We start from the raw sequence: 11,857 nt of genomic DNA on the forward strand, positions 1-11,857 counted from the left end.
TATGTTACTCATTGATAAGTATGCCTATCTGAATAAGCTAGCGTCCGTTCATCCGCTAGAAAAAATGATATTTTCACTTGGACTACTTCTCATAACGCTCATCATGAGAGATGAACGACTTTCACTCATTACATTTTTTGTAATGAGTGCTTTTATCATTTTAGGTGCAAAAATTCCGCTTGCATACTACGGCAAATTATTATTGCTACCTAGCTTTTTCTTATTAACAAGTCTCGTATCTATTTTACTTTCCTTTACATCATCAACGAATACACTCCCTGCCCATATTTGGTCGTTTACATTTAGGAATTGGACTGTCTTTATCGGGAATGCAAGTGTGTTAGCAGCGCAACAGCTGTTCTTTATTGTCCTTGGCAGCATTAGTTGTTTATACTTTTTAATTCTAACCACTTCCGTACAAGGAATATGTTATGTGCTACGACAATGGCGACTCCCCTCTTTATTAGTGGAGCTCGTCGAACTAATCTATCGTTTTATTTTTATGTTTTTAGAAAGCATGCAAAATATACATCTCGCCCAGCAAGCACGTCTTGGCTATCATTCACCGATGCAATGGCTACGCTCTGTCTCCATGCTTATTGTGGCATTATTTGTGGAAATGTTTCAGCGTAGCCGAGAGCTCAACAATGCCATGCAATCACGTGGAGGCGAGGCCGTCTACTGGCAAGAGATGGGCTCTTATAGCAAGAAAAATTGGCTAGGCATGGCAGCTATTTTACTAGTCCTCATCGTATATGGAGGGTATTTTACATGACAGCATTTTATTTTGAACTCAACCAATTATCTTATGCCTATGCGGATGGTACGAAGGCGTTGTCAGATATTACATTAGACATTCCAAAAGGTAAAAAAATCGCCATACTCGGACATAATGGCGCAGGAAAATCGACTTTATTTCAGCATCTTAACGGTATTTTAAAACCTACAGCTGGAACGATTGTATTCGAAGGCAACGATCTGGAATATAGTCGAAAAGCTTTAAAGGCCCTACGCCAAAAAGTCGGCATTGTTTTTCAGAATGCAGATCATCAGCTTTTTTCAGGGACCGTCAAGCAAGATATAGCATTTGGCCCATTGAATCTCGGCTGGTCTACTGAAAAAACGGAAGAAAAAATAGCATGGGCCGTTGCGCAAACCGAAGTGGAAGATTTGCTTGATAAACCCATTCATTTTTTAAGCGTAGGTCAGAAAAAACGTGTAGCAATGGCAGGTGTTTTAGCGATGGAGCCCTCTGTCCTTTTGTTAGATGAACCAACAGCAGGTCTTGATAATTATTATGCTACACAAGTATTACAATACTTAGCCAAATTAGATGATGGTGAGAGAACCATTTTACTAGCAACCCATGACATACCTCTCGCCTATGAATGGGCAGATCTAATCATTGTTATGGAGGCTGGAAAAATTATTTATAACGGTGATCCAATCACCTTGTTTTATGAAGACGAATTGTTACATCGCGCGCATCTTGAACGTCCATGGATTTTTGAAATGGTCATAGCTTTGCAAAAAAAGAAGCTATTGCAGGAAAATATCAACATCCCTCGTTCCAAGCAGGAGCTACAACAATTAATAGAAATGATCTAAAGCTTTTAACAATGCTAGGTTTTTTCGTTAAACCTACCAAAAATTAAAATAGCAAAGAAAAATTTTCCTACATTACGAAACTTTTCTAATCTTTGTCCGTATTAATATAGTCGAGATTTAATTTATAACACCAAGGAGAGATAACAATTGAAAAGTTGGTATAAAAAATCAGTCGCTGTTGTAGCATCTGCTGCACTCATGGTTCCTACTGCTTCTGCCTTTGCTGAGGCACCTCAGCATAAAGCGAAAAACATGCTGGCAAACAGTGCGAAACAAACAGAGAAGAATGAAGAAAAATGGATGAGTAAGGATACAATTGTTATCAAGCATTCAGGTCTTGATAAAAACGTACATAAAAAAATTGGCTCCAAGGTCATCCGCTCCATTCCTTCATTAGGGTATGATGTTGTACAACTAAATAAAGGCGTATCGATCGAAAAAGCCGTCTCTTACTATTTAAAGCAAAACGGAATATCAAGTGTATCTCCTAGTTACATCTATCATTCTTTTAATAAAGAAGCTGATCCTAAAAAACAAGAGATGTATCATTTAAACTTACTGCAAATGGATAAGGCACTAGAATTAGCAGGCAACCATGATGTCACAGTTGCTGTCATTGATTCTGGTGTAGATTTTAAACACCCCGATCTAAAGTCACAAGTACTCCCACCCTATAATGCAGCAGCACCTGCTAATACTACCTATTCAGGCGATCACGGAACACATGTGGCAGGTATTATCGCCGCAGCAAAAGATAATGGCGTAGGTGGGCATGGGATTAATCCGAATGCAAAGTTACTGCCAATTGATGTATTTAATGGCAAAGAAGGTGCTAATGATTTCATCATTGCACAGGGTATTCTTTATGCAATTGAGCAGGGCGTTGACGTTATTAATATGAGTCTAGGAGGCTATGGTGAATCTCCCCTGATGAAGGAAGCCGTTCAGAAGGCGATTGATAGTGGGATTACAATTGTGGCGGCCGCAGGCAATGAATCGACAGATGAATATTCCTTCCCCGCTTCTTACGAAGGTGTCATTAGTGTTGGTTCAACAAACGAACGCAACAAACTATCAAGCTACTCCAATTACGGCCCGTCTGTGGATATTGTTGCACCAGGTGAAGACATTTATAGTACCGTTCATGATGCGAAGAAAGGATCATCTTTTGTCAAGTTTAGTGGAACATCCATGGCCTCTCCTGTCGTGGCAGGTATCGCCTCTCTTCTTAAATCCAAAGACCCATCTTTAAAACCGCATCAAATAGAAGCGATTTTAGAAATGACCGCGCAAGATTTGGGCGAGAAAGGCTATGATCTTACTTATGGTCACGGATTAGTTGATCCTGTAAAAGCATTACAATTTGATTTAAATAAATTGCCTAAGCATTATTCAGAGACAAAGGAAGATCGTATTAAGAACGCCAAGATCCTTGCTAAAAATAAGCTAAATACAGAACAGGGTGCTTTTGAACAGCAAGACGAAAAGAAATGGTATAAAGTCGATTTAGAAGAAAATGAATATGCTCAATTAACATTAAAAGGCGCTGACAAATACGACTATGCCTTTGATTTATATTTCTACCCAAATAGCGGGATTGGAGATGTAGAGCCTATCCATGTCAATGATGTTCGCGTAGGAAAAAAAGAAGGTTATCTATTTAAAGCAGATCAAAAGGGAACGCTTGTCATTGGTGTCAAAGATCATAATGGAAGCTATAGTTTAAAAGGCAAATCTACTTACATTTTTACAGCACAAACGACGAAGGACTTGCCAATTGATACAATAGACAAGTCTACGATGGAGCTTATTAAAAAGTTCCCATATAGTACAGCAGGTAAAAACTATACATTACTGTCAAAAGATCAACAACAAGATCAAGATTACTTCACGTTCTCTGTCAAAAAACCGACGACGTTACAATTTGATCTATCGGGAATTCCAGGTGTCACTGCCTCTATGGAGCTTTATCTAAAAGATGACTTTAATCCTGTGCCACCAGAAGAAATCGATCAAGCTGAAAATGATGAAGGTGAAGAAGAAGCCTATCCAATGCAGACCGCTTATGGTACAGCAAAAGGTGAACCGGTTCGTATGATTATCGATGCTGTTCCAGATCAAGAGTACGTTTTAAGTGTATCTAATGAAAGTAATAGCGAGTTTTCTATGGAGATGTTCTTTAGTGGCGGCATCGAAAAAGAAGAAACGATCAGTGAATCGATGATCCCTTACACATTAAAAGGCGAAGTAGTTTCCCTCCCACCTGATGAGGATGGTCTCCCTATAGATGAAGCCATGATCGAAGAAAATGTTCCAGAGAGCCAATTACCGCTTATAGAAAACAACATAAAAAAACGTAATGAAATTGACAGCCTGATGAGTATGTTATTGAATCCTACGGCTTCAGGCAACCTAGAAAATGTTGACCCTATCATTAAGCAGGCAATCCGGTTTGAAATAGGTGACGATCAAAAAGCTTATTTCCAAACAGATTATGATGAGGATTATTTCTTATTTAAAGCGAAGGAAGACGCCCTTTATAGCTTCAGCTTTTTGAAAGGCATGAACCAAATGCCGACAGGTACAGTGTTTGAATATGATGAAGAAACAAAAGAATTAATTCCCGTTTCTTCCTTAACTAATGACCTTGGTATACTGGCACTACTACTTGGTTCAGCTGGTAACGAAGACGATGCAAAGGTCATCCCATTGAAAAAGGACAAAACATACGTGGTAGCCGTTGTCAATGCTGGAGAACGATCTGCTGAGCCTTATACATTGAAAACAAAGAAAATAGGCGATATTCCAGCAGAGTACAATCCAAACAATCATGAGGAAGCAAAAGCGCTAAAAATTCAACCAGGTACAACTTATAAAGACCACCTGATTTATCAAGATGATGTAGATTATTACTACTATAAGCAACAAGGCAATGATGAGGTCATGAGTCTGCTTCTTTCTTCGGTTCCCTTTACAAATGAACAATTAGCTCAGCTACCTAAAGAACTACAAAAAGACTTAAAATTTGCAGGAGCTATCATCGAAGATACGAACGGCAATATGAAGATTGATGCCAAAGAAATGGAAACAGAAATTCCATTCGGACTAGGTGATAATATTCTTGAAATGTTACTTGGAATGATGGGTACAAACGATGTAAATACATCGTTTAAGGCAAAGAAGGATCGAGGCTATTTTATTCTAGTCAACAGCATGGGGCTTGGCCAAGTATCGATTCAGCCTTATACATTAACATTGTTTGATCATAAGCATGTGGATGAAGATGCGGATTCAAAATTAGTAAATGGAGTACCTAGCAAGCCATCTGTTCTTGTGAAAAAGGATGAGAAATGGGTTGCAACGCAATATTTAAATGCAGGTATACCATTTGGTGATAAAGACTATTTTGAATGGAATAACGACCAGAAACGCGAAGTCTTCTTCTCACTCCAAACCGAAAAAGCGTTGGATGGTGTTATTCGAGTGTTAGATGCAAACGGAAAAACCGTCAAAACATTCGATCTTTACGGTGTTGGTGATGCCGAGGTTGGTACGGTGGAGCTAGATGCGGGTAAATATTATATTGAAGTAAGTGAGTTTGATGGCAAAGCTAGCACACAACCCTATACACTTGAAATAAAATAGTTAGAATTAAAAATATCCCCTAGATCAAAACGATCTAGGGGATATTTATGATCTGAAAGAAGCATTTTCATCCAACGATGTGCTTCACCACTTCAGCTTACATAAAATATTTAACATAATTACAATATTCATCTTGCTTCATTTGTAGCTTTTCATAAAGCTTACGTGCATTTACATTATCAGCCGCCGTTTGTAACGTGACATAGCGAGCATACTGTTGCTCGCAATAATGAAATACCTTTTCCATCAATGCCTTGCCCACCCCTAGGCCTCTAGCATCTTCTGTTACATAAATATCATTTAAAATATAGGCTCGCTGTAAAGCAATGGACGAAAATGTTGGATATAATTGTGTAAATCCAATTATCTTGTCATCCATCAGCGCGATAAAAATGACGGATTCTTTCAAGGCCAATCGTAATTGTAAAAATGCCTTGGCACTGCTTATATCTGACTCAATTCCATAAAATTGACGATATTCATCAAACAGTTTTGCTAAGTCCTCTAGTTCATCCATTGTTGCTTGTAGTATTTCCATTCTAGTCTCCCCTTGTGTCTACCCATGATTGTCTAGCTTTATAAAACTAGTTTTTATTATATAGGAAATACTGGTATAAAGAAAAGAATCTCCTCTCAATCCAGAAAAGATTCACTTTTATTCACCTAAATAATTGGCAACCTTCTTGACGATCTGCCTCCAATTTAATTCCTTGCGGGCAAATGCTTGAAGCTGGACACAAGTATCTGCCAATAATGATTCCTGTGCTGCAACTTGTTGCAATGTCCGACCTATCGCCTCCCAATCATGTGTAGGATGGATTGTACCAAAACGCTGTTGTTGTGTAATATCAGCAGCACCATCCACATCTGTTGTCACGATATAGCAACCATTTTTAGCTGCCTCCGCAAAGACATGGGCATAGCATTCGACTAAAGACGTTAAGCAAAAAATTTTAGCCTTACGATACTCCTCTTCTAGCTGGACCTTATCAACAATAGGTCCTACCATCGTTACTTGAGCGGCAAGCGGATGACTATCTAGTAATAGTCTCAGCTCTTCTTGAAATGAGACTGACATCGGCCCTACTAAACGAAGCTCCCAATCTGGCAGTTGTGCTGCTAAAAATGCCTTGACTGTCAAAATTGTTTGCTTCTCTGGTGCATCCAATCGCCCAACTGTTAGAATTCTATTTTCTTTCTCATGAAACGGCACTGGCTCAGTGGGAAAATGTTCATAAAAACCATTGGGTATATGTTTAACATCCGATTGTGAAAAGTCTTTGATGGCTGTTTGAATAGATATGCATTCAGAGGTAAGGAGATCACAAAGCTGCAACAACTCTAAAAAATAGGGATAGGTTTTTAATCGATTTAGCCAAAATCGATTAACATCTAATTTCATATAAATTTTGCCATTTGGATTAAAATGCTTATAGTTTTTCAAAATAGCTAAATAGGATGGATAGGGTCCAATAGCAAAGGCAATGTCGATGTCCCTTGCATGCTGGGCTAAATAAGCATTCATATTCACCACATAATCATCTTCAAATGGTACAGACTCAAATTTTACAGTGGGAAAGACTTGTTGAAGTAGAGCTTCATTCATTTCTGTCGTGACAATAGTGACCTCATAGCCTAAATGTTCCCCCAACAAAATAGGCACTAGACACAAATCTTTGAAAATATGGGCATCCGAAAGTTTGTAAGATTCTACGCTACAAATAAATGCTATCCTTTTTGTCATCGTATCCCTCTTTCTAAAAAAAGCGCTCTCGCTAGTTTATGACCTCTCTTGCTAAATGTGCTTATGTTAGTAAATTTTCGTCTTTCTTATGCCATATCTCTAGTAACCATAAAAATTCTATCTAAAAACACTCTCTTAAAAACATCCTAAAATAAGCAATTGCCTACAGTAGCACTACGTCTACGCATATTGTATTAAAGGATCTACTCAGTCACATGGAACAACTCTACTAATGAACATAGAATGGAGGGATCAGATGAAGATTAGTTTTTTATCACCTGCATTTAATAGCGAAGAATGGATCGTAACGATGCTTGATAGTATTCCTAAAGAATATGCCTATGAAATTATTGTGGTAGATGATGGCTCTACAGACAATACGCTAGCCATTTTACAGGATTATCAGAAAAACTGTGCAGCTTTAAAAATCATCGTTCATCCTACGAATTTAGGTGCAAGTGTTGCCTACAATCGATGTATTGCAGAAGCGACAGGAGATTATATAGCCATCATCGATAGTGATGACCACTATTTACCTGCTATTCGCAATGTACTAGCACAAGTGGATGGCACATTTGATATTTACTATTACAACATGATTATTAAAAATGGCTTTGCTTTTATTAAAGATGAATCCAACCGCTATTCCTTGCCCGGGCAATTTAAGATTATCAGGAGAAGTTTAATTGGAGATGCGAAATTTACGATACGGAAAGATATTGCAGGAGATTGGGATTTTAATTGCGCCCTGATGGATAAAAATCCGACAAGTAAATATACTAACGAATTTGCTTATTGGTACAACTACCCTAGGGAGAACTCAGAATGTGACCTACATCAAAGAGGATTGAAATAAGAGCATGCAGGAGGTGTAACGAACTATACAATGTTTACAGATAAAATATTATTGATTACTGGAGGCACGGGCTCTTTCGGGAACGCCGTATTAAAGCGATTCTTAAATACGGATATCAAGGAAATTCGGATTTTTTCAAGGGATGAAAAAAAGCAAGATGATATGCGAAAACACTATCAGCATACAAAAATTAAATTTTATATCGGGGATGTCCGCGATATTCAAAGCATTCACAATGCGATGTATAATGTTGACTATGTATTTCATGCCGCCGCTCTCAAGCAAGTTCCCTCCTGCGAATTTTTTCCCTTAGAAGCTGTGAAAACCAATATTTTAGGAACAGATCACGTACTAACAGCCGCCATTCAAGCTGGCGTCAAGAAAATCATTTGCCTGTCAACAGATAAGGCCGCGTACCCTGTCAATGCGATGGGTATATCCAAGGCAATGATGGAAAAAACGTTTATTGCGAAGTCACGAATGGTTGACCCTCGCCATACCCTAATTTGTGGCACTCGATACGGTAATGTCATGGCTTCACGAGGCTCGGTTATCCCATTATTCATTGAACAAATAAAGGCTGGGAAACCTTTAACGATTACGGACCCTCATATGACACGTTTTATGATGAGCCTTGAGGAAGCGGTAGAATTGGTATTGTACGCATTCTCACATGCTCAAAACGGGGATATTATGGTGCAAAAATCACCTGCTGCCACAATAGCAAATTTAGCACAGGCTTTACTTGAGATCTTTCAAGCAAACAACGCCATACAAATTATCGGAACACGGCACGGAGAAAAAATGTATGAAGTATTATGTACGAAGGAAGAAGCGGCAAAAGCTATTGATATGGGCCATTTCTATCGAATCCCCGCGGATAATCGGGATTTAAATTATGGAAAATACCTCGATGAGGGCTCTCCAAAAATTACATTAACGGATGAATATAACTCGAACAATACCCAACAATTAAGTGTGGCTGACATTAAAGTAAAGCTATTAACATTGCCTCTTATACAAGAAGAGCTCCTTCATTGGACAGGAGGAAAACCATGAAATTTTTAGTGCTCGGTGCTACAGGCATGGCTGGTCATACTATTGCCATCTATTTATGTGAACAAGGGCATGATGTAACAACATACTCTCGAACCCCTTTTCCCTATGGCAATAATAGAACAGGTGATGTGACAGACGCCCATTTTTTAAGGTCGCTACTACTAGACAATGAGGTAGATGTCGTCATTAATTGTATTGGTGTTTTAAACAATGCTTGTGAGGCTCATCCTGCCCAAAGTGTTTTACTGAATAGCTATTTACCACATGCCATTGTATCTCTCCTTGAAAATCGTCACACAAAGCTTATTCATCTAAGTACCGACTGCGTATTTTCAGGCAAAAGTGCTCCCTACTATGAAAATAGTGTACTAGACGGGGAAACCTTTTATGACCGCACCAAAGGTATAGGGGAAGTGAATAACGACAAGCACATAACATTTCGTAATTCCATAATTGGTCCTGATTTGAAAAAGGATGGCATCGGACTCTTCAATTGGTTTATGCAACAAAAAAGTCCCGTCTATGGCTATTCGGGTGCTATTTGGACGGGAGTGACAACACTTACTTTGGCTAAAGCCATTGAACGTGCTGCACAACAAGATTTAACAGGACTTTATCATCTCGTCAATACGACAAATATTTCTAAACACGATCTACTGCATCTATTTAATAAGCACTTCCTGAACAACAGTATAAAAATTCTTCCTCATCACGTTGTTCAAATCAATAAAACATTAATAAATACAAGAAATGACTTTTCATTTCTTGTCCCTAGCTACGAAGAAATGTTGATAGAGATGAAGGAATGGATATTGCAGCATAAACACTTATATCCTCACTATTTTCAATGATCCATACATCAACTCCATTATGGATGACGATTCGTAATGGGGTTCCCCTACCGAATAACTGTCCCTTCAGGTAATTGACCATCCTTAATCCAATTCTCTACAAAGCGATTAAAAAATGCAGGCTGGGCTAATGAGACGCCGTGACCGATGTTCTTCAATAACACACCCTTGCTATTTGGATGACTTCGCACAAGTGCTTTAGCGGATTTTCTCATGTTGCTTTTCTCTTTTTCTCCCACAGTTATTAGGATCTTTCCTTGAGCTTTGTTAAAGTCAGCTGGGATGGAAAACGACATATTTTCTCGCAAAATTTGAATCAATGTATCTACTTTCATCGTGGCACTCTCTTGATAGTAACGCTCAAAATAATCTTCTTGAATGTACAGGGCTTTTGCTTGAAGTTTCGCAAATGTTTTATTTTTTATAAGTGGAAATGACAGCCGAATAAACGGTTGAAGCATCCTTTCTACAGTAGGAGAGGGTATCACGAGCGCACTATTGATGATCGTAAAATCGATTAAACTAGGCTGTAGACTTAGCATTTGAATAGCGATTTGCGCTCCTAAAGAGAAACCAATTACTATAACAGGCTTCCCATTGGCTTTTTTCTCAATAAGCAGAAGAAGCTCTTTCGCACTTTGTTCAATGGAAAATGGATTGTGTGTCATTAGCTCAGGTATAACACAGTGATAATGGGAAAAATGGTGAACTTGCTGATCCCACATCCACCCTCCAACCCCCCCTCCGTGAATAAACATCATAAAAGGATTGTTAGCATCCCCATACTCCTTGTATTGCATAGATACACCTACTTTCATTCTTTCTCATTCATGGTCATCTAAAAAATCTTTACTAAAGCTTGTTTGTGATTGATAGGAGGAACGTTTCCCTAAATCTACACCACGTTTTATAATCCCCTTGCCAAACCGTCCCTCAATTTCATCGACAAGCTTGAGAATCGGTTCATCTTTCGCATGCTCCTGAAAATCAAATATCGATAATTGCTGTGAATAATCTTTACGATCCACCACATTGGAAACCGTTACACCAAGTAATCTTACAGGAGATTCATCCCAATGCTTATCAAATAAAGTACAAGCAATGTCGTAAATTTCTTCATAACGATACAGGACATTGGACATTGTTTTCGAACGTGTATGATTATGCCAATCAGCATCCCGAATTTGAATGCTCACAGTTGAACCTGCTAAGCGCTTGGCATCAAGACGCTCCACCACTTTTTTACATAGACCTTCGATTGTTTTATGAAGTGTACGAACATCTGTTACATCTTCTGGTAAAGTTGTTGAATTCCCAACGCTTTTCGTATCAAAAATTGCCTCAGGATCGACCATGCGCTGATCCACCCCATTGGCCCTTGCTCGAAGCCGTACCCCATTCTTCCCTAAAATTTGCTTCATTTTAAATTCTTCTGTCTTAGCTAAATCACCTATTGTAAAGATGCCTTGTGCATTTAATTTTTTAGCAGTACTTGCTCCAATCCCATGCATGTTGACAACCTCACGATGCCATAATTGCTGTTCAATATCCCGTATTCGTAGTACGGTAATCCCCATTGGTTTCTTCATATCAGAGGCTGTTTTCGCTAAAAATTTATTCGGTGCAATACCGATGGAACAAGGTAAATCCAGCTCAGCTAAAATGCGCGCTTGTATTTCCTGGGCAATACTTAAGGCATGCCGTTCCTTGCTTAGCTCAGTCACATCCAAGTAGCCCTCATCAATCGAAACAGGCTCTACTAATGGTGTATAGCTTCGAAGAATGGTGAACATTTCTTTAGATGCATGACGATACTTTTGAAAATCTGGAGGTAATAACAATAGCTCAGGACATTTACGCTTCGCTTCATGAACAGTCATAGTTGTATAAATGCCTAGCGCTCTTGCTTCATATGAACAAGTTACTAAAATGCCACGCCGTTCCTTTGGGTTCCCTGCAATTGCGATAGGCTTCCCCTTTAAACTTGGGTCATGTGCTTGCTCCACAGAAGCATAGAAACTGTTCATATCCACATGCAAAATAACACGCCCTTTATGTGCCATGTTCATCACCTCGTTTCTTTCTTAGCCTTAT

The 11,857-nt window shown here is 38.8% G+C and carries 10 protein-coding genes; 6 read left to right on the top strand and 4 right to left on the bottom strand.

Annotated features, from left to right (window positions below; genetic code table 11):
- Position 1: 1 nt before the first annotated feature.
- The 3 genes from cbiQ to EW028_RS15685 all read left to right on the top strand — a co-directional run bounded on the left by cbiQ (position 2) and on the right by EW028_RS15685 (position 5,253).
- Positions 2-775, top strand: a complete 774-nt coding sequence (gene cbiQ / locus EW028_RS15675) for a cobalt ECF transporter T component CbiQ (protein ID WP_054549197.1) — start codon at positions 2-4, stop codon at positions 773-775.
- Entirely contained in the window at positions 772-1,608 is an 837-nt protein-coding gene (locus EW028_RS15680; protein WP_131521543.1) for an energy-coupling factor ABC transporter ATP-binding protein, read from the top strand. Before cbiQ ends, EW028_RS15680 begins: the two co-directional genes overlap by 4 nt.
- 147 nt (positions 1,609-1,755) lie before the next feature.
- On the top strand, positions 1,756-5,253 hold the full coding sequence (locus tag EW028_RS15685) for a S8 family serine peptidase (RefSeq protein ID WP_131521544.1): 3,498 nt from the start codon (positions 1,756-1,758) through the stop codon (positions 5,251-5,253).
- Positions 5,254-5,350: 97 nt separating this feature from the next.
- Here EW028_RS15685 and EW028_RS15690 read toward each other — a convergent pair whose 3' ends face one another.
- The gene (locus EW028_RS15690) at positions 5,351-5,791 is read right to left on the bottom strand and encodes a GNAT family N-acetyltransferase (protein WP_048392339.1); all 441 of its coding nucleotides are present in this window, start codon (positions 5,789-5,791) and stop codon (positions 5,351-5,353) included.
- Positions 5,792-5,908: 117 nt separating this feature from the next.
- Positions 5,909-6,997 carry a glycosyltransferase family 4 protein gene (locus tag EW028_RS15695; protein ID WP_131521545.1) on the bottom strand — a complete coding sequence of 363 codons (1,089 nt, stop codon included), beginning with the start codon at positions 6,995-6,997 and terminating at the stop codon, positions 5,909-5,911.
- 256 nt (positions 6,998-7,253) lie between these two features.
- Here EW028_RS15695 and EW028_RS15700 point away from each other — a divergent pair, with 256 nt between their 5' ends.
- Genes EW028_RS15700 through EW028_RS15710 form a run of 3 tightly spaced genes read left to right on the top strand, consistent with a single transcriptional unit; the run spans position 7,254 to position 9,763 of the window.
- Positions 7,254-7,853 (top strand): glycosyltransferase family 2 protein, encoded by a 600-nt coding sequence (locus EW028_RS15700; RefSeq protein ID WP_016993848.1) that lies wholly within the window; start codon positions 7,254-7,256, stop codon positions 7,851-7,853.
- Positions 7,854-7,883: 30 nt separating this feature from the next.
- Positions 7,884-8,912: a polysaccharide biosynthesis protein gene (locus tag EW028_RS15705; protein WP_131521546.1), complete on the top strand. Its 1,029-nt coding sequence runs from the start codon at positions 7,884-7,886 to the stop codon at positions 8,910-8,912.
- On the top strand, positions 8,909-9,763 hold the full coding sequence (locus tag EW028_RS15710; RefSeq protein ID WP_131521547.1) for an SDR family oxidoreductase: 855 nt from the start codon (positions 8,909-8,911) through the stop codon (positions 9,761-9,763). Before EW028_RS15705 ends, EW028_RS15710 begins: the two co-directional genes overlap by 4 nt.
- Before the next feature lie 47 nt (positions 9,764-9,810).
- Here the strand turns inward: EW028_RS15710 and EW028_RS15715 are convergent, their stop codons facing one another.
- Positions 9,811-10,563, bottom strand: a complete 753-nt coding sequence (locus EW028_RS15715) for an alpha/beta fold hydrolase (protein WP_112118346.1) — start codon at positions 10,561-10,563, stop codon at positions 9,811-9,813.
- A gap of 24 nt (positions 10,564-10,587) precedes the next feature.
- Entirely contained in the window at positions 10,588-11,826 is a 1,239-nt protein-coding gene (locus EW028_RS15720; RefSeq protein WP_004231271.1) for a DNA polymerase IV, read from the bottom strand.
- Positions 11,827-11,857: the final 31 nt, after the last annotated feature.

It is taken from the genome of Lysinibacillus sp. OL1 (genome assembly GCF_004332175.1).
In the GTDB taxonomy this organism is placed as follows: domain Bacteria; phylum Bacillota; class Bacilli; order Bacillales_A; family Planococcaceae; genus Lysinibacillus; species Lysinibacillus capsici.

Coding starts and splice junctions, on each gene's coding strand:
- cbiQ (WP_054549197.1), top strand. CDS start 2: ATGTTACTCATTGATAAGTATGCCTATCTGAATAAGCTAGCGTCCGTT.
- EW028_RS15680 (WP_131521543.1), top strand. CDS start 772: ATGACAGCATTTTATTTTGAACTCAACCAATTATCTTATGCCTATGCG.
- EW028_RS15690 (WP_048392339.1), bottom strand. CDS start 5,791: ATGGAAATACTACAAGCAACAATGGATGAACTAGAGGACTTAGCAAAA.
- EW028_RS15695 (WP_131521545.1), bottom strand. CDS start 6,997: ATGACAAAAAGGATAGCATTTATTTGTAGCGTAGAATCTTACAAACTT.
- EW028_RS15700 (WP_016993848.1), top strand. CDS start 7,254: ATGAAGATTAGTTTTTTATCACCTGCATTTAATAGCGAAGAATGGATC.
- EW028_RS15705 (WP_131521546.1), top strand. CDS start 7,884: ATGTTTACAGATAAAATATTATTGATTACTGGAGGCACGGGCTCTTTC.
- EW028_RS15710 (WP_131521547.1), top strand. CDS start 8,909: ATGAAATTTTTAGTGCTCGGTGCTACAGGCATGGCTGGTCATACTATT.
- EW028_RS15715 (WP_112118346.1), bottom strand. CDS start 10,563: ATGCAATACAAGGAGTATGGGGATGCTAACAATCCTTTTATGATGTTT.
- EW028_RS15720 (WP_004231271.1), bottom strand. CDS start 11,826: ATGGCACATAAAGGGCGTGTTATTTTGCATGTGGATATGAACAGTTTC.